Source organism: Streptomyces sp. LS-MS-L19, from assembly GCF_058382285.1.
In genome coordinates this window covers 9,727,820-9,744,878 of the sequence record NZ_JBYCLL010000001.1, presented here as the reverse complement: position 1 = coordinate 9,744,878, position 17,059 = coordinate 9,727,820, and the positions used below count along the sequence as shown (strand labels likewise).

At 71.3% G+C, this 17,059-nt stretch carries 15 protein-coding genes and 1 pseudogene; 7 read left to right on the top strand and 9 right to left on the bottom strand.

Features of this window, described 5'->3' with window-relative positions:
- Window positions 1–88: 88 nt before the first annotated feature.
- Together AC2XR2_RS43530 and AC2XR2_RS43525 are read right to left on the bottom strand one after the other, a co-directional pair.
- Window positions 89–1,282, bottom strand: a complete 1,194-nt coding sequence (locus AC2XR2_RS43530) for a hypothetical protein (protein ID WP_491518249.1) — start codon at window positions 1,280–1,282, stop codon at window positions 89–91.
- Between the two features lie 428 nt (window positions 1,283–1,710).
- On the bottom strand, window positions 1,711–2,754 hold the full coding sequence (locus AC2XR2_RS43525; RefSeq protein ID WP_491518248.1) for a saccharopine dehydrogenase family protein: 1,044 nt from the start codon (window positions 2,752–2,754) through the stop codon (window positions 1,711–1,713).
- Window positions 2,755–2,882: 128 nt separating this feature from the next.
- On the opposite strand from AC2XR2_RS43525, the gene AC2XR2_RS43520 reads away from it, so the two are divergent.
- Window positions 2,883–3,818 (top strand): helix-turn-helix domain-containing protein, encoded by a 936-nt coding sequence (locus AC2XR2_RS43520; RefSeq protein WP_491518247.1) that lies wholly within the window; start codon window positions 2,883–2,885, stop codon window positions 3,816–3,818.
- A 179-nt stretch (window positions 3,819–3,997) separates the two neighbouring features.
- On the opposite strand, the gene AC2XR2_RS43515 is transcribed toward AC2XR2_RS43520, so the two are convergent.
- The 4 genes and pseudogenes from AC2XR2_RS43515 to rpmG all read right to left on the bottom strand — a co-directional run bounded on the left by AC2XR2_RS43515 (window position 3,998) and on the right by rpmG (window position 5,978).
- A complete protein-coding gene (locus AC2XR2_RS43515; protein WP_381301690.1) occupies window positions 3,998–5,029 on the bottom strand; it encodes a C40 family peptidase in 1,032 nt (343 codons plus the stop codon).
- A gap of 305 nt (window positions 5,030–5,334) precedes the next feature.
- Window positions 5,335–5,457, bottom strand: a complete 123-nt coding sequence (gene ykgO, locus AC2XR2_RS43510) for a type B 50S ribosomal protein L36 (protein ID WP_046258531.1) — start codon at window positions 5,455–5,457, stop codon at window positions 5,335–5,337.
- A gap of 37 nt (window positions 5,458–5,494) precedes the next feature.
- The gene (locus AC2XR2_RS43505) at window positions 5,495–5,755 is read right to left on the bottom strand and encodes a type B 50S ribosomal protein L31 (protein WP_381301687.1); all 261 of its coding nucleotides are present in this window, start codon (window positions 5,753–5,755) and stop codon (window positions 5,495–5,497) included.
- Between the two features lie 57 nt (window positions 5,756–5,812).
- Window positions 5,813–5,978, bottom strand: a pseudogene (rpmG, locus tag AC2XR2_RS43500) (50S ribosomal protein L33).
- Between the two features lie 438 nt (window positions 5,979–6,416).
- Between rpmG and AC2XR2_RS43495 the strand changes: the two are divergent.
- Entirely contained in the window at window positions 6,417–6,830 is a 414-nt protein-coding gene (locus AC2XR2_RS43495) for a hypothetical protein (protein WP_381301683.1), read from the top strand.
- Window positions 6,831–6,899: 69 nt separating this feature from the next.
- On the opposite strand, the gene AC2XR2_RS43490 is transcribed toward AC2XR2_RS43495, so the two are convergent.
- Window positions 6,900–7,166 carry a hypothetical protein gene (locus tag AC2XR2_RS43490; protein ID WP_491518246.1) on the bottom strand — a complete coding sequence of 89 codons (267 nt, stop codon included), beginning with the start codon at window positions 7,164–7,166 and terminating at the stop codon, window positions 6,900–6,902.
- Window positions 7,167–7,257: 91 nt separating this feature from the next.
- Between AC2XR2_RS43490 and AC2XR2_RS43485 the strand changes: the two genes are divergently transcribed.
- Complete coding sequence (locus tag AC2XR2_RS43485) at window positions 7,258–8,115, top strand: NAD-dependent epimerase/dehydratase family protein (protein WP_491518245.1); 858 nt, start codon at window positions 7,258–7,260, stop codon at window positions 8,113–8,115.
- Window positions 8,116–8,319: 204 nt separating this feature from the next.
- Window positions 8,320–9,219, top strand: coding sequence for a LysR family transcriptional regulator (locus AC2XR2_RS43480; protein WP_491518244.1), 900 nt, complete (start codon window positions 8,320–8,322; stop codon window positions 9,217–9,219).
- A gap of 226 nt (window positions 9,220–9,445) precedes the next feature.
- Here the strand turns inward: AC2XR2_RS43480 and ppdK are convergent, their stop codons facing one another.
- Both ppdK and AC2XR2_RS43470 read right to left on the bottom strand, forming a co-directional pair.
- Complete coding sequence (gene ppdK, locus AC2XR2_RS43475) at window positions 9,446–12,133, bottom strand: pyruvate, phosphate dikinase (RefSeq protein ID WP_491518243.1); 2,688 nt, start codon at window positions 12,131–12,133, stop codon at window positions 9,446–9,448.
- A complete protein-coding gene (locus AC2XR2_RS43470; protein WP_491518242.1) occupies window positions 12,130–12,792 on the bottom strand; it encodes an adenine nucleotide alpha hydrolase family protein in 663 nt (220 codons plus the stop codon). The genes ppdK and AC2XR2_RS43470 overlap by 4 nt, the downstream gene beginning before the upstream one ends.
- Window positions 12,793–12,984: 192 nt before the next feature.
- On the opposite strand from AC2XR2_RS43470, the gene AC2XR2_RS43465 reads away from it, so the two are divergent.
- The 3 genes from AC2XR2_RS43465 to AC2XR2_RS43455 are packed head-to-tail and all read left to right on the top strand — an operon-like array spanning window position 12,985 to window position 17,043.
- Window positions 12,985–14,016: a hydrogenase maturation protease gene (locus tag AC2XR2_RS43465; protein WP_491518241.1), complete on the top strand. Its 1,032-nt coding sequence runs from the start codon at window positions 12,985–12,987 to the stop codon at window positions 14,014–14,016.
- Window positions 14,013–16,430 (top strand): carbamoyltransferase HypF, encoded by a 2,418-nt coding sequence (gene hypF / locus AC2XR2_RS43460; RefSeq protein WP_491518240.1) that lies wholly within the window; start codon window positions 14,013–14,015, stop codon window positions 16,428–16,430. The genes AC2XR2_RS43465 and hypF overlap by 4 nt, the downstream gene beginning before the upstream one ends.
- The gene (locus AC2XR2_RS43455) at window positions 16,423–17,043 is read left to right on the top strand and encodes a CBS domain-containing protein (protein WP_491518239.1); all 621 of its coding nucleotides are present in this window, start codon (window positions 16,423–16,425) and stop codon (window positions 17,041–17,043) included. Before hypF ends, AC2XR2_RS43455 begins: the two co-directional genes overlap by 8 nt.
- Window positions 17,044–17,059 lie beyond the last annotated feature (16 nt).

The window sequence follows — 17,059 nt, the reverse complement described above, 5'->3', positions numbered from 1 at the left end:
GGACAGGTGGGCGGGCTCCGACGGGTCGGCGGCCCCGGACGGGCGGGCGAGCCCGGACGGGTGGGCGAGCCCGCACGGGAGGGTGGGGCTACGGTCGCCAGATCACCGCGGTGCGCGTGGAGCTTCCCGGTGTCGGGAAGGTGAGCCGGACGCCGACGGCCACGCCGGCGTTGTTGATGGACGTGGTGTAGGAGTAGTTGTCGCTCGGTGTCACGTCCAGTTCGGTCAGGCTTCCGTCGGATTCGTAGCGGAGGGCGTAGCGGTGCTGGTCGGACGGGACCATGACCCCGGTGTGCCCGACGGAGACACCGGCGTCGTTGACGTCGACGGCCGTGGTGTACTCGAACGCGGAGCCGATCGCCGTGGCGGTCCCGTCGGGGCTCCAACTCGTGGCGGTGTAGTCGATGCTGTCCGCTCCGAGCTCGTAACCGACGACGGTGCCCGAGGCGTTGATGGCATTCGCGTTCGAGCCCGGGCCCAGGTCCGTGACGGTGCCGTCGGCGCCCCACGTCACGGAGTGGGACCGGTTCCTCGGGCCACCGGTCGGCACGGCCCCCCGCGCCACCACGGTGCCGGCGTCGTTGATCTGGACGACCCACGCGGTGGAGTAGGCCGAGGTCGGGTCGAGCGGGACCAAGGTGCCGTCCGGCAGCCACTTCACGGGGTGATAGGCGCTGTAGTCGGAGAAGGACACACCGGCGACCGTGCCCGAGCTGTTGACCGAGAGGGCCATGGCAAGGGTGTCACCCGCGAGGGGAGCGAGCTGGACGGCCTGGCCGTCCGGGAGCCACTTCACCGCGCGGTAGGTCCCACCGAGCGCGGACTCTCCCACCGCGATACCGGTGCGGCTCATCGCGCGGAAGTCGGTCCTGGCGTCGCCGGGCAGCGGCTGCAGTGGGGTGACCGTGCCGTCGGGCGCCCAGCGCACCGGGTGGCTCCCCGACCAGCCGGCGGCGGTGCCGTCGTCGCTCACGGCCTCGACATAGCCCATCGGGTCGCCGGGCAGCAGCGGGAGTGTCGTGGGGCTGAGGTCCGGGTCCCAACGGGTCGGAGACATCTGGTTGTTGGAACCTTGGGTGTAGCCGACGATCACCCCGTCGTCGTTGATTGCGGCGGGGTGGCTCGAGATGGCGCCGGGCGGGAGGGGCAGGTCGGTTGCCGTGTTGGCCGTGGGGCCGGTGTCGGCCGACGCGCTGCCGGCCGTGGCCGGCGTGAGGGTACAGACGGCGGCCAGGGTGATGGCGGCGGCCGCGGACCGCAGGGCTCTGATACCGATGCTCATGACGCGAATTCCCCGTCTCGTGGACTTCGTCGGAATGGCACTGTGGTGGTGCTGTGTCACGTCGCGCATGGAGAGTTCCCGTGGGCAACACTGCTCGCCGCACAGGAACTTCAGTCAGTCTTCACGATGTCGGGCGGGGTCGCAGGGGAACGCTGGAGTCGTCGAGGACCACATTGCGCACCGGCGGCGGGCCGCCTCGTGATGGTGGTGGAGCTGCCGGTCAGGTGACGAACTCCCCAAGCGGTCGTGGCCGCCGCGTGGTGATTGCGGCTCGACCAGGGCGGTGACCTGCTCGCTCAGACAGTCCTTCGGGCAGCCAGGTGCCGCCCGGCATGCTCCACCGGTTCACTCAGGGCGGGGTTGTCGACGTAACGGCGTTCTGTGCCGCTGCGAAAGGTCTGCGACGTCTCACCTCGTCAGCGCCTCGGTCAGGCGTACTGCTTCTGCGGGTGCAGGTCGAAGGTGATGTGCGGGGCCAGGGCGCGCAGGAAGTCGGTGGCGTCGAAGGTCTCGCCTGCGGAGACGACACCGGCGGTCTTGGTGCGGCCGGCCAGGACACGTTCGAGGGCCTCGGCGACGAGGGGCGCGGTGACGGCGTAGATGTCCTGGCCCCGGGCGGTGGCCCGGCGCTCGGCTCCGTCGGAGCGGACGACGACGTCCACGAGGAAGGTCTGGTGCGAGCGCCCGCTCTCGTCCGCGGCGGTCGGGGCAGGCGTGTCGGGCGCGGCGATGTCTCGGACGGCCTGGGTGGTCATGTAGGTGGTCACGTCGGGGATGGCGAGGTGCTGGGCCACGGTGACGACGTCCGCCATCGTGAACTCCCCGATCACGGGCTGGGATCCCATCGGTTCGGGGAAGGCCCACTCCGTCGTGGGCGCCGCGTCGGTGCGACGCTCCCACTGTCCTCCGCGGTAGCGCAGCCGCTGGGCACCGCGTCGCTCACGGGAGACCGCGCCGGAGCGTCGGGTACCGGCGGTGGGGTGCCAGTCGCTGAGCGCGTAGGCGATGTGTGCCTCGTCGGCCTCGGTCCAGTCGCCCATGGCCGCGGTGGCCAGCAGGTCGCCCAGGCCGCCGAAGAACGCCATGGCCGGAACGATCACCGCACCTGCGTCCTGGGCGCGCTCGCGGTAGTGGGCGAAGGTGTCGAGGTTCGCCTCGAGTTCGGCGGCCACGTCCAGGTAGGGGATCTTCGCGCGCAGCGCGGCCTCGATCACCGGGCCGGTGGTCGAGGCGAAGGGGCCGGCGCAGTTGATGACCGCCACTGTTCCCGCCAGGGCCCCGTCCAGCGACGCCGCGTCATCGACCGCTGCCGCCCGCGCCTCCAGGCCGTGCTCGCGGGCCACCTCGTCCAGGGCCTGTGCGTTGCGGCCGGACAGCACCGGGACGAACCCCCGCGCGAGCAGTTCCGCGACCACGAACCGCCCGGTGTGACCGTAGGCGCCGTACACCGTCACCAGCTGACCTGCCCCCATGAAACCGCTCCCGTGTATGCAGACGCCCGCTGCGGAGTCGATCCGCCGCGGCCTGACCTCCCCATCCTGTCCCGGCGCCGACATCCCGCACGAGTGTCGGAAACGACATGCCGCGTACAGTTTCGGACATGCCCGCTGTCGCCCTCGCCGTCACCGACGGCATGCTCCACTACGAACTGGCCGTGGCCGTCGAGGTCTTCGGATCCGATCTGACCCACATCGTGAACCCCTGGTACGACTTCGCCCTGTGCGGGAGCGGGCCGGTACGCATCGGCCGCTTCCACCTGGAGCCCGACCACGGGCTCGACCACCTCGCGCACGCGGACACGGTGATCGTCCCCGGCTGGAGTGACACCGACATCGACCCGCCCGCCGAGCTGATCGAGGCGGTGCGGGCGGCCCACGCGGCCGGAGCGCGCGTCGCGTCACTGTGCACGGGCGCCTTCGTCCTGGGAGCGGCAGGACTGCTGGACGGGCGGCGTGCCACCACACACTGGGCCCACACGCGGGAACTGGCCCGGCGCCACCCGAGAGCCACCGTCGACCCGGACGTCCTCTATGTCGACAACGGCGACGTCCTCACCTCCGCGGGCAAGGCCGCCGCCATGGACCTGTGCCTGCACCTCGTCCGCCTCGACCACGGCTCGGCCCACGCCAACGCGATCGCCCGCCGCCTGGTCATCCCTCCCCACCGAGACGGCGGCCAGGCCCAGTTCATCGCCACCCCGCTCCCCGCCCCGGGCAACCACCCCCTGGACGAGCTCTTCCCCTGGGCCCTGGAACGACTGAACCAGCCGCTGACCGTGGAGGACCTGGCCCGCCAGGCCCGCATGAGCACACGCCACCTCGGCCGCCACTTCAGACACCTCACCGGCACGACCCCGCTGCGCTGGCTCCACACCCAGCGCATCCGCCATGCCCAGGTACTGCTGGAGACCACGGACGCCACCATGGACACCGTCGCCGCCGCCACCGGCATGGGCACCGCCACCACCTTGCGCCGCCACTTCCACCGCACCGTCGGTGTCCCGCCCGACACCTACCGCCGCACCTTCCGCCCCTGAAGGAACAAGGGACAGGCGGTTCTCACGCTGATCGCGGGCCTCAGCCGTATATGCGCCGCGGCTCCGGTGCGCAACGATCGGGGCGGCATCGCATGCTGAAACGATCAGTTGGCCACGCAGCGGCCCCCTGCACGCACGCGTGCGGAGGGCCGCTTGCCCCAGTGCGGTACCGGGTTTCGTCAGCCGGCCACGCGTACGCCGAACTGGAAGGAACCGATCGTGCTCATCGACTCGTAGCGGACGTAGGCGCCCGGGTAAGGCGCGTGCAGTACCTGGCCGTTGCCCGCGTAGAGCCCGACGTGCTCGGTGTTGTTGAAGAAGACGAGGTCACCGGGCTTGAGTGCGTTCATGCCGACGTGGGCTCCGTCGTTGACCTGGGTATAGGTGACCCGGGATATGTGCACACCCGCCTGCGCGTACGCCCACTGCGTAAGGCCGGAGCAGTCATAGGAGTTGGGGCCCGTTCCGCCGCGGGCGTACGGCTTGCCGATCTGCGAGGCGGCCGCGTTCAGGGCCGAGGCACCGAACGGGGAGGCTGCCGCCTCGCTGCCGAGGTCGACACGGCTCGCGGCGGACCGGCTGGCGCGCTGCTCGGCGTCGGCGATCTCCTGACGCTCAGCGGCGGTCAGGGTGTTCAGCAGTGCCTGCGCCTTCCTGAGCTTGCTCTGGATCTCCTTCTTCTTCTCACCGAGCGTGGTGCGGGCAACGGCAAGGTCCTTGAGCTTGTCCGAGGCCTCCGCGCGTTCCTGCGCCAGCTCCCGCTGCTTCGCCTGAACCTTCTTGAGCGACTCGACCTGCTGCGCGGACAGCGACTCGAGTGTGGAGGCCTTGTCGAGGTAGTCGTCCGGGTCGGCGGAGAGGAAGAGCTGGATCGAGGGATCGATACCGCCGGAACGGTACTGCTCACTGGCCATCGAACCGAGCTCCGAGCGCAGTTCGTTGAGCTCGTCCTGCTCGCGGGCGACCTTGTCCTGGAGCAGGCCGATCTCCTTCTCCAGCTTGTCCTGCCCCTCCTTCGCCTCGTCGTACTGGTTGGAGGCGCGCTCGGTCTCTTCGTAAAGCTTGTCGACCTTGGCCTTGACCTCGGCCTTCGTGGGCTTGGGGGCCGCGTTGGCGGACTGTGAGGCCAGTGCCACGGCAGCGGCGGCTGTCGCGGTCAGTACGGTCACGCGGGCTCGGCCGGGCTGTTTCGGTCGACGGTGGGACGCCACGAAGACGAACTCCTTGCTCCTCCAACCACCCACACGACGCACGGTGGACGGCGCCCCGCCGCCGTCACCCGCCTCGTGCGAGCGACCCTTTGAACGAGGGGTCCAGGCCACCCTAGTGATCTTCCTGTGACCAAATCAAAGGCCGCCGCGCACAACTCCGGTCACTTTCCCCATCGTTCACGCACAAAGCGATCACTTTCTCGGCGGCAACATCTGATCTCTACGTCTACAAGCCCGAACTGTTCCCCACCCGGATCCATGCGCGCGGGGTCTGCCTGGGCGGTCCGATGTCGCGGTTCAGGGGGTCAGCCCTGGCGGGCCTTGAAGCGCGGGTCCTTCTTGTTCAGCACGAAGGTCACGCCCCGCCGGCGCACCACCTGGGCACCCGGTTTGGCCTTCAACGAACGCAGGGACTTGCGCACCTTCACAGCAGTCTCCTCCCGGCAGGATCGAACGAGTCCGCGGTCAGAGGCCGACGGGGGCCGTGGCGCCGTAGCGCCTCTGGAAGCGTTCCACCCGGCCCGCGGTGTCCACGACGCGCGTGCTGCCGGTGTAGAGCGGGTGGCTCGCCGACGAGATCTCGACGTCGACGACGGGGTAGGTGTTTCCGTCCTCCCACTCGACCGTGCGCTCCGTCCGGACGGTGGAGCGGGTGAGCAACTGGAAGCCGGCCGCGCGGTCGCGGAAGACGACCGGACGGGAGACGGGGTGAATGGTGTGCCTCATGGCTTGGCCTTTCTGTCGCCTGCGTCGGCCTCTGTCGGGGAGTCGTCGCGAGGGATTTCAGCGTTCTTCACGGAAGAGGACGTGCGCGCCGGCCCGGGGGTCGTACTTGCGCAGGGCCATCCGGTCGGAATCGTTCAGACGGTTCTTGCGGGTCACGTAGGTGACTCCGGGTAGCAGCCGTCGACTTCAGCTTGACGACGGCGCGTATGGTGCCGCGTGCCACGAGGTGCTCCTTCCGCCACCACCCGAGCCTCTTGACTCGGACATGTCAGACGCCTTCTTCAACAGCGCCGGGCGGCGCCTCATTCCCGACGGAGCGTGGGGCGACGTGCGGTCACCATCGCGGCGGAGGATTCTGCCGGCTTCAACCACACGACCGACCCCGACGTGAGGGGGCAAGGTCCGCGGCCGCCGACCCTTCCCTCCCAGGGTGCGTTCAACTCGCCCACATCTGTCGGCATTTCCGGCAAGGACAGGTCCTGCCGGCGCGGCAGCGGGCTGCGCTGGTACTGCGCGGGGTGGTGTTGTTCGCCGCCGAGGTCTCCCCGACAGTCGGGGACCACGGCCACCGCGGTCACCGACGCCTACAGGGTGGTCCGGGCGGATCCGGGTCAGCCGGGCCCGAGACGGCAACCGTCGTGCTCATGCCATCATCTGCGGTATGAGCACAGACACCGGCCACGCGGCGATCGTCCACTGGCGGCGCAGCATATGGAACGGCGCCCGCTGTGAGCCCGTCCTGCTCACCCTGCGCCCCGACGGCCTGCAGATGCAAGATCGTTCCCTGCACACCGTTCTGCGAGCCGACCCGCACACGGTCACCGGACGCCTCACCCGGTTGGGCACCCTCCTCCTGACCATCGACGGGCGGCGCTATGCCTTCGTCGGGCGGGGCGCCTCCCTGTCCCCCGCGCCGAGCCCCGAGCAGCAGCGGGCCCTGGCGAACGCCGGACACGGATCACCACTACCGGCTGCGGCCGGCGGCGCGGTGGACCAACTGTTCAACGGCGGTGCGGGGGCGCGGATGCGCGACTGGCACGCCCGACTGACCGCCGCCGGAGCCAGGTTGACCTGACCGGAGGCAAGGCAACGGCCACTGCACTCCCGACGAAGATGTGGAGCCGACCACCCTCAGAAGCCGGAATCAGCAACCGTTCAATGGCCCGGTTCGAGTTCGCACCCCGGCGATCCCTGGACCGGCGGCACCCAGCCCGAGAAGTCTGGTCGCCTCGTCCTCGGTACTGCCGTCGATGGGGCTGACGTCGAGGTGCCGGACGTCCTCGACGGTCGGTACCCAGGAGCCGATCTCGACATTGCCCTCGCTGCGGCCGATCACCTTGACGTCCAGGACCTCGCACCAGAAGGCGGCGAGCATCTCGGGGTCGTGGCGCCCCTGATACCCAACGGGCATCAGCGCAGCCGAAACAGGTCTTGGACGGCGCCCCCTCGCCGGTCGGAGGCTGGCAGGGCCAGACACCGAGCGACTGACGGGAACGAACAGCATGAAAGTCTTCCTCACCGGCGGATCCGGATACATCGGCAAGGCGACCATCACAGCCCTGATCCGGCGGGGACACACCGTCGAGGCCCTGGTCCGCAGCGACCGCGCCACCGGGACCGTCCGGGCCCTCGGAGCGACGCCGGTGCGGGGCGGGCTGCGGGACCTCGGCGTGCTGAACGCGGCAGCCGCCCGCGCGGAGGCTGTCGTACACCTGGCTCAGGCGGAAACCGGTGCCGAGGACCTGGAGGCGGCCGGTGCCATGCAGGACGGTGTCGGCGGCGGTCCGTACGTGCACACGGGCGGTACCTGGGTCTACGGCGACACCCTGGGCGTGACGGACGAGACCGCCCCATGGAACCCACCGCCCCTGGTCGCCTGGCGCAGGTCCGTGGAGGACGCCGTCCTCGGCCGTGCCCAGCGCGGTGGCCGTCCCGTCGTGGTGCAGCCCGGCCTGCTGTACGGCGGGGAGAACCGCCTGATCGACATCTTTTACACCACCCCGGGGAGGGAAGCCGGCGCCATCCCCTGCATCGGCGACGGGGCGAACCACTGGGCGTTGGTGCACGTCGACGACATCGCGGAGCTGTACGTGGCCGCGCTCAAGGCCGAGCCGGGTTCGGTGTACGTGGGCGTCGGCGGCGTCAATCCCACGGCCAGGGACTGCGCCCTGGCACTCAGCCGGGCCGCGGGCATCGAGGGCAAGGTCGCGTCGATCAGTCTGGAACAAGCCCGTGCGCAGATGGGCCCGATCGCCGATGCCTTCGCTCTCGACCAGCAGTTCACCGCGGACCGGGCGCGGAAGGATCTGGGCTGGAGCCCCGCCCACACCGACCCTCTGGCCGTCCTCGCCCGTGCCTGAGTACGGCGGCCGCGTACCGTCCGCCGGTCGCCTCCCGAGGCAATTCCCGCGGGCCCGGTAGATTGTTGATCGACTGGCCTGGAAGGGGCCGTCCTGGACTGTCACCGTCGCCGGCGCTGTCTGTCGCCGTCACTGTCACTGTCACGGTCCTGGACGTCCGGGCGACCAGGCGTGCCAGGGCAACAGAGCAGGCGGTGATTCCGGGTGGATCTTGATCTGCGGAAGCTGCGTTATTTCGTGGCCGTGGCGGAGGAACTCCATTTCGGACGGGCGGCGGAGCGGTTGCACATCGCCCAGCCGGCGCTGTCCCGGCAGATCCGCAGTCTGGAGGACGACCTCGGGGTGGAGGTGTTCGACCGTGGCCGACGCGGGACGCTGCTCACCGCGGCCGGGGAGCAGTTGCTGGAGGACGCGCTTCCCCTGCTCGCCTCGGCCCAGGCACTGACAAGGCGCGTGAAGTCGGCGGCCCAGGGCACTCAGGCGCTGACCGTCGGCTTCATGCCCGGCATCACGGTCACCCCGGCCACGGTCGCGTTCACGGCGGACCATCCGGGCGTGAACGTACGTCTGCTGCGCACCAGTTGGGACGACCAGGTGGAAGTGCTCCTGGACGGCCGGGTCGACGTCGGCATCGTGCGGTTGCCCATCGACAGCGGCGGCCTGCGGATGCGCCCACTCTTCCGGGAGCCCCGCGTGGTGATGGTGCCGAGGGGGCATCCCCTGGCCGACAGACAGTCGGTGAGCGTCAGGGATCTCGCCGCCGAGCACCTGCTCCAGGATCCGAACGCCGTTCCCGAGTGGCGGGACGTCGCACTGGAACCCCACGGTCGCCGGCGCCACGAGGGCCCGGTGATCCATCAGGTGGAGGAGAAGCTCGAACTGGTGGCCGCCGGTGCGGGCATCTGCGTGCTGCCGCTGTCGACCGCCGGCTTCTACACCCGGCCGGACGTGATCCCGCTGCGCGTGGAGGACATCGGCCCCAGCGAAGTGGCCCTGGCCTGGGTGGCGACCCGACGCTCCCGGCTGATCCACGACTTCATCGAGGTCGCGACCAGCGCACTTGCCCGTCCCTATGTGAACGAGAGGCAGTCGCCCTCGAACTGAGGCGGCCTTCAGGCGAGTGGAACTCGCCCCCCTCCGTTCTGGTCGCAGGAGGCAGGCCGCCGAAGGCTGTCCCGCAACTGCGGGAGCGTGATGAGCAAGCCCGGCGCGCCCGGTGGGCGAGAGCTCCCCTCCGTCGTCGGGACCGGTGTGCCGGACCGCACGGGCAGCAACGGCTCGACCAGCGACCACAGTTCGTCCGACACATCACGCCGCCACGTCCGCGTCATCACCGGCTGTCGCTGATCGCGGTGGTGTCCGCCAGGGCCGCACGCCCGGACTCCAGCCGGGCCGCGGGGATCCTGAAGGGCGAGCAGGAGACGTAGTCCAGTCCCACGCGGTGGAAGAAGTGGATGGACTCCGGATCTCCACCGTGCTCGCCGCACACTCCCGTCTCCAGGCGGGGGTTGACGGCGCGCCCCGCCTCGGTGGCCAGTTGGACGAGACGCCCTACGCCCTCCTCGTCGATCGTCTCGAACGGCGACACCCCGAAGACCTCCTTCTCCAGGTACAGCGGGAAGAACGATGCCTCCGCGTCGTCCCTGGACAGGCCCCAGGTCGTCTGGGTGAGGTCGTTGGTGCCGAAGGAGAAGAAGTCGGCGAACTCGGCGATACGGCCGGCGGTGAGCGCCGCACGGGGCAGCTCGATCATGGTGCCGATCGGGCAGTCCAGCGTCTCGCCGGTCTCGGCCGCGACCTCGGCCAGGACACGCTCGGCCTCGGTCCGGGCCAAGTGCAGTTCCTCGACGGTGCCGACGAGCGGGATCATGATCTCGGCGCGCGGCCGGCCACCGTCGCGCACCCGCCGGACCACCGCCTCGGCGACGGCCCGTACCTGCATGGCCATCAAGCCGGGGACGGCCAGACCGAGGCGTACGCCCCGCAGGCCCAGCATCGGGTTCTGTTCGTGCATCCGCTCGACGGCGTCCAGCAGTTCGCGGTCGTGGACGTCCGGGTGGACGGCACTCGCCAGGCGGACGGCCAGTTCCGTACGGTCGGGCAGGAACTCGTGCAGCGGCGGATCCAGCAGGCGGATCGTCACCGGCAGGCCGTCCATCGCCTCGAAAATTCCGGTGAAGTCGGCCCGCTGCAGGGGCAGCAGTGCGGCGAGGGCCTTCTCGCGGGCGGTCTCGTCGCGCGCGAGGATCATCGCCTCGACGAGTGCCCGGCGCTCACCGAGGAACATGTGCTCCGTCCGGCACAGTCCGATGCCCTGGGCGCCGAGAGCACGGGCGCGCGCGGCATCTTCCGGCGTGTCGGCGTTGGCCCGCACCTCCAAGCGGCGTACGGCGTCGGCGTGCGCGAGTGCTCCCTGTACCGCCTCGGTGAGCGGGCCGGTGCTCGCTCCGGTCTCGAGCGCGTGCCCGACATCGGAGGCCGTGAGCGGGAGTTCGCCGAGATGGACGGTGCCCGCGGTGCCGTCGACGGAGACGGTGTCACCCTCGCGCACGACCACCCCGGACTCCGTGGTGAGCTGACGAGCGAGCGTGTCGACGGTGAGTGACTCGGCGCCGCAGACGCACACCTTGCCCATGCCGCGCGCGACGACAGCGGCGTGACTGGTCTTGCCGCCCCGGCTGGTCAGTACCGCCTCTGCGGCGATCATGCCGGGCAGGTCGTCCGGGGTCGTCTCCCGGCGGACGAGGACCGTGTGCTCACCGGCCGCGGCGCGGCGGACGGCCTCCGCGGAGTCGAAGACCACGGCGCCCACCGCCGCGCCCGGTGAAGCGGGCACGCCATGAGCGAGAGGGACGTCGGTGGCACGGGTCTCGAAGCGGGGGAACATCAGCCGCGTCAGTTCCGCACCGTCCACGCGGGTCAACGCCTCGTCGGCGGTGATCGCCTTCTCCTCGCGCAGGTCGTGGGCGATACGGAAGGCGGCCTCGGCGGTGCGCTTGCCGATGCGGGTCTGCAGGATCCACAGCTTGCCGCGCTCGACGGTGAACTCGACGTCGCACAGGTCGCGGTAGTGGTTCTCCAGGGTGTGCAGGTGGTCGCCGAGTTCGGCGTACGCACGCGGGTCGAGCATCTCGAGCTCGGCCAGCGGCAGGGCGTCGCGCACGCCGGCGACGACGTCCTCGCCCTGCGCGTCGGGCAGATAGTCGCCGTACCTGCCGCGTTCGCCGGTGGCGGGGTCCCGGGTGAAGGCGACGCCGGTGCCGGAGTCGGAGCCCAGGTTGCCGAACACCATGGCCTGCACGTTGACGGCGGTGCCGAGGTCCTCGGGGATGTGCTCGCGGTGGCGGTAGACGCGGGCTCGCTCGGTGTTCCAGGAGTCGAACACCGCGCGGATGGCGCGGGAGAGCTGGTCGGCCGGGTCCTGCGGGAAGTCCTCGCCGGTCTCCTTGCGGATGACGGCCTTGAACTCCTCGGTGAGCAGGACGAGTTCGCCGGTGTCGAGCAGGTGGTCGTCCGCGACCGCTCGCCGGGCCTTGTGCGCGGCGATGGCCTCTTCGAACAGGTCGCCGTCCACGCCCATCACGGTGTGACCGAACATCTGGATGAGCCTGCGGTAGGAGTCCCAGGCGAACCGCTCCTGCCCTGACGCCTTGGCGAGCCCGGTGACCGAGCGGTCGTTGAGTCCGATGTCCAGGATCGTGTCCATCATGCCGGGCATGGAGAAGCGGGCGCCGGAGCGAACGGACACCAGCAGCGGGTTGTCGGGGGCGCCGAGCGTGCGCCCCATGGCGTGCTCCAAGCCGGCCAGGGCGCGCGCCGCCTCCACGCCGAGATCGGGCGGCTCCTCCCCCGTCCGCAGGTAGACCTTGCAGGCTTCGGTGGTGACGGTGAAGCCGGGCGGCACGGGCAGGCCGATCCGCGTCATCTCGGCGAGCCCGGCACCCTTGCCGCCCAGCAGAGCCGCCATGTCGCGGCTGCCCTCGGCGAATCCGTACACGAACTTCGTCGGCTTGGTCATGGCAGCCTCTCAGTCATGGGGTACGACGGCCACGGGGCAGCCGACGTGATGGATGGTGGGGTGGGCGACGGGACCGGTCGCGGGCCCGTCGGACGGTCGGTGGTGCGGCGGCCGACGACGAGCAGGCCCGCGCCGGAGGCGATCCGCAGCAACGCGGACTGAGGGCGGCCCGCGACGGTCTCGGTGACCACGACACCGGGGTACTTGTCGCGCCACACCTGCAGGACGGCGGTCAGGAACCCCAGCCACTCCCCGGCTCGCTCCGGTCCGCTCATGAGACCGGGTTCCCCAGGGCCGAGCCCGGTCGGCGACGGGTGCTGCCGGGCGTGCACGACCTTCAGCCGGGACCGGCGCAGCCGGGCCTCCTGGAAGGCGAACCCGATCATCTCGTCGCAGGGGTCGGCGAGGTCGACGCCAAGGATCACGTCCCGGTACGCGGTGCGGGTGGAGGCGTTGCCCCGCTCGTCGGGGAAGTGCTCGTCGGCGGCCTTGAGCGGGGCGGCGATGGCCATCTCTCCGTCCTCCTGGCGCGGATGCCAGTTCCGGGCGTGCCCGAGCCGCAGCGGACGGTCGCGGCGTACGGCTTCTCGGGCGGCCCATTCGGCTGAGGCGAGGCTCTCGGCGGAGCCGTCGACCCCGGCGATGACGGGCGGAAGCATGATGCGCACCTCCAGCGCTCGGTCTGCTCCTCGCCACCAGCGTGTCCACACGGTCCACCGGCGGGTATGGGCCGCCAGGTCTGCGAGCGGGACCATTCGGCCCCTGCGCACGCCGACGGCACGCAAGGACCCAGCGGCATCCCACGCCGGGCCCGGCACTGCGCATCGCGGGGAGAGGACGCGGAGCTGCTGGTGCCTGGGCTGCGCGGCGAAGCCGGCCGGGCCGGTGTCGCCGTAGGCTCGACGGCGGCGCACCTGGCCGTAGGGTCCGCCGGGCCGGTGGGCCTGGTCCCCAGGACGTGGCCCGTCCAAGGGCCGCAACGCTCGACCGCCGGCGTGACCGTTGGCGTCGACGCCCATGCCCCGTCGGCCGCCGCCCTCGCCTTCGCCTTCGAGGCGGCCCGGCTGTGCGGCGCCCGCCTGCACGCTGTCTACGCCTGGAAGCTGCCCCCGGACGTCGACGTCCTGGCGGACGTCGTACTGTTCACCCCGCGGCAAGCCCCCACCCATGCCTCGAACAGCGCCGAGCGGGTGGTGGTCGGACGCCGGAACGACACCGCTCCCGCCCTCCGGCACCTGCTGGAGCACTCCCGGTTCCCGGTCGCCGTCGTGCCCTCATGGGCCGGGACGGCCGGCCGCTGCCCAGGGAGGGTCGGCCCTGCGGTGGGGCCGTTCGGCCCCTGTGAGCGTGAGTGCCCCAGGCGCACCGTGAAGGGCATGGGCTCTCGCCAGCGCATCGCCGTCATCGGCGTCGGCAACGAGTTCCGGCGCGACGACGGCGCGGGCTGGGCCGTCCTCGCCGGACTGCGCAAACGTGCCAGCGAGCGGCCTCTGCCGTCGGACACGGTGCTCGCCACCTGCGACGGCGATCCCGGACGGCTGATCGGCCTGTGGCAGGACGCCGAGCTCGCGGTGGTCGTGGACGCCGCCCATGCCCACCCGGGTGTGCCCGGCCGGGTGCACCGTCTCGAGCTCGACGCCGGTCATCCCGCGCAGCCGCCGACGACGAGCTCCCACGGCCTCGGCCTCGGCGAGGCAGTCGAACTCGCCCGTGCTCTGGGCCAGTTGCCGGACCACCTCGTGGTGTACGCCGTGGAGGGCGCCGACAGCACGCTCGGCACCGGCCTCTCCCCCGCTGTCGCGGCGGCCGTGGAACCGCTCGTGAGGGCCGTCGAGTCCGAGATCGCCCGGCACCGTCGGACTGCGGGGAGGGGGCCGGTATGACCGTGCGCCGTTTCCACGTGGAGGGGATCGTGCAAGGCGTCGGCTTCCGGCCGTTCGTGTACCGCACCGCGTGCGCTCTGGGTCTGGACGGCTGGGTGGCCAACGTCGACGGGCGCGTGGAGGGGGAGGTCGTCGGGCCGCGGGAGGCTATCGACGAGTTCGCCGCCCGCCTGCGCACCGGGGCACCGGCTCTGGCGCGAGTGCGCCGCGTGCGCCTGACCGGCGACATGCCGCGGGCCGCGTACGGCCCGGCCTTCCGGGTGCGGCACAGCGCTCCCGCCGCCGCGCACCCGGCGCCGCGCGAGATCCCGCCCGACGCGGCGATCTGCGCGGCCTGCCTGGACGAGCTGCGCGATCCGCGTGACCGCCGCCACCGCTACCCCTTCATCACCTGCACGGACTGCGGACCCCGTGCCACGATCATCGAAGACCTGCCGTACGACCGGACCCGCACCACCATGCGCCGCTTTCCCCTGTGCGCACGCTGCGCGGCCGAGTACACCGATCCGGCCGACCGGCGCTTTCACGCCGAAGCCGTGGCCTGTCCCGACTGCGGACCCCGGCCGGCCTGGGAGGAGCTGCGCGGCGAGCAGGCCCTGCGGGCCGCGGTCAAGGCCGTCGAGGCGGGCGGGATCGTCGCGTTGAAAGGGATCGGCGGCTACCAGCTCGTCTGTGACGCGGGCGATTCCGCGGCTGTGGCCGAGCTCCGGCACCGCAAGCGCCGTCCGGCGAAGCCGTTCGCCGTCATGGTCCGCGACATCGAGACGGCTGCCGGCATGGCGCGGATCGGCGCCGCCGAGGAGCGTGCTCTGACATCCCCGGAGCGCCCGGTGGTGCTGCTCGCCCGGCGCCGCCGCACCGGCCCCGACCCGCTCGCCCGTGAGGTGCACCCGGAACTGACCCGCGTGGGCCTGTTCCTGCCCACCAGCGGCCTGCACCATCTTCTCCTCGACGAGCTGGTCCGCCCCCTCGTGGTCACCAGCGGCAACCTCGGCGACGAGCCCATCGCCGTGGACGACGCCGAGGCCAGGCGCGCCCTGGCCGGCCTCGTGGACGGCTTCCTCACCCACGACCGGCCGATCCGCTCCCGCTACGACGACTCCGTGGTGCAGTTCGCCGGACGGACGCGGATCACCGTCCGGCGGGCCCGCGGGCTCGCTCCCGACCCCCTGCCGCTTTCCGTGCGTGAGCCGGTCGCCGGGGTCGGTGCCCAGCTCAAGCACACGTTCACGCTCGCGGCCGACGGCCGAGCGCATCTCGGCCCGCACACCGGGGACCTGGCCGACCGGGCGACCCACGACGCGTTCCTGGCGTCGTACGAGCACCTCAAGCGGCTCACCGGCATCGAGCCGACAATCCTGGCCCACGATCTGCACCCCGGCTACCTGTCCACGCAGTGGGCCCAGGCGCAGCCTCTGCGCCGCATTCCGGTGCAGCACCATCACGCGCACGTGGCCGCCTGTGCGGCCGAGCACGGCGTACGGGGGCGCTTCCTCGGCGTCGCCTACGACGGTCTGGGGCTGGGCGACGACGGCACCCTGTGGGGTGGCGAGATCCTCGTCGCCGATCTGAGCGGCTACCGCCGCGTGGGCAGGTTCGCGACCGCGCCCCTGCCCGGCGGCGACGCGGCGGTACGCCATCCTTCCCGTACGGCACTGGGCCGGCTGTTCGGCGGCGAGAAGCTCGGCCTGCCACGCCCGTATCCATGGCTCACCGGATCGTTCATCGAGCGATTCGATCCGGCCGAGGTCGCCGTCGTGCGCACCATGATCGCCAGGGACGTGAACTGCCCGCGGGCGTCCAGCGCGGGCCGGCTCTTCGACACCGTCGCCTCACTGCTGGGTCTGTGCGACCGGGCCGGTTACGAGGGCGAGGCCGCCGTCCTGCTCGAGGCGACGGCCGGCACCGAGCACGCCGCCCTCGCCCACCGTGTCGTTCGGGCCCAGGGCCTGTGGGTGTACGACCCGGCGCCGACGCTGGCCGATCTGCTGGAGCGGCAGCTCGACGGGGAGCCGGTGGCCCGGCTGGCCGCAGCCTTTCATTGGACGCTCGCGAACGTCACCGCCGACCTCGTCGCGCGGGCCGTGTCCGAGGGAGCGCCACGCACGGTGTGCCTGGGCGGCGGCTGCTTCGTCAACCGCTGGCATCACCGCTACGAACTGGACGCGGACGGTCTCGTGACCAGTGCCCTGCTGGTGCCGCCGACGGCACAGAACCAGGGTGCGATCGAGGACGACCTGCGTCGCCTGACCCAGCGTGCGATCGGCGAACACGATCCGGACGACGCCGAGTTGACGGCTTTGTGCGAGCGGGCGATCCGCAACCACGACCCGTGCATCTCGTGTTCCACCCACTTCCTCGACCTGACGGTCGTCCGTACCTCAGGGCAAGCTTCGGGAGGCTGCGATGCCTGAATCTCCGTACACCGTGAGCGATGTGATGACGCACACCGTCGTCGCCGTCGGCAGTGAGGCGTCCTTCAAGGAGATCGTCGAACTGCTCGACCAGTGGAAGGTCAGCGCCCTGCCAGTCCTGGCGGGCGAGGGCCGCGTCGTAGGGGTGGTCTCCGAGGCCGATCTGATGGCCAAGGAGGAGTTCCGGGACACCGAGGAGGGCGATCCGGCCGAACGGCACAAGGCCGGTGCGATGACGGCGGGCGAGCTGATGAGCGCCCCCGCCGTGACCGTGCACGCCGATGCCTCGCTCGCGGAAGCCGCCCGGATCATGGCCCGTCGGCACGTCAAGCGGTTGCCCGTCGTGGACGGGGTCGGCCTGCTGCAGGGTGTGGTCAGCCGCAGTGATCTGCTGAAGGTCTTCCTCCGTGACGACGAGGAGATCGCCCAGGAGATCCGGGGCAGCGTGCTGGGGCAGCTCCCGGTCACCAGCCCGCTGACGGTGAGTGTGTCCGAGGGCGTGGTCACGCTGGGCGGGGCCCTAACGGACCGGATGCTGGTCCCCGTGATCGCCCGGGCGGTACGGGCGGTGGAGGGGGTCGTGGACATCCGGCTCGATCTCACGCATCGATGATGCGCCCGGAGGACCG

Bases quoted from the DNA above. Each gene is read 5' to 3' on its own strand.
- hypF (WP_491518240.1), top strand. From the start codon at position 14,013: ATGACCGTGCGCCGTTTCCACGTGGAGGGGATCGTGCAAGGCGTCGGC.
- AC2XR2_RS43470 (WP_491518242.1), bottom strand. From the start codon at position 12,792: ATGCTTCCGCCCGTCATCGCCGGGGTCGACGGCTCCGCCGAGAGCCTC.
- AC2XR2_RS43455 (WP_491518239.1), top strand. From the start codon at position 16,423: ATGCCTGAATCTCCGTACACCGTGAGCGATGTGATGACGCACACCGTC.
- AC2XR2_RS43505 (WP_381301687.1), bottom strand. From the start codon at position 5,755: ATGAGGCACACCATTCACCCCGTCTCCCGTCCGGTCGTCTTCCGCGAC.
- AC2XR2_RS43490 (WP_491518246.1), bottom strand. From the start codon at position 7,166: ATGCCCGTTGGGTATCAGGGGCGCCACGACCCCGAGATGCTCGCCGCC.
- AC2XR2_RS43520 (WP_491518247.1), top strand. From the start codon at position 2,883: ATGCCCGCTGTCGCCCTCGCCGTCACCGACGGCATGCTCCACTACGAA.
- AC2XR2_RS43485 (WP_491518245.1), top strand. From the start codon at position 7,258: ATGAAAGTCTTCCTCACCGGCGGATCCGGATACATCGGCAAGGCGACC.
- AC2XR2_RS43495 (WP_381301683.1), top strand. From the start codon at position 6,417: ATGAGCACAGACACCGGCCACGCGGCGATCGTCCACTGGCGGCGCAGC.
- AC2XR2_RS43530 (WP_491518249.1), bottom strand. From the start codon at position 1,282: ATGAGCATCGGTATCAGAGCCCTGCGGTCCGCGGCCGCCGCCATCACC.
- ppdK (WP_491518243.1), bottom strand. From the start codon at position 12,133: ATGACCAAGCCGACGAAGTTCGTGTACGGATTCGCCGAGGGCAGCCGC.
- AC2XR2_RS43525 (WP_491518248.1), bottom strand. From the start codon at position 2,754: ATGGGGGCAGGTCAGCTGGTGACGGTGTACGGCGCCTACGGTCACACC.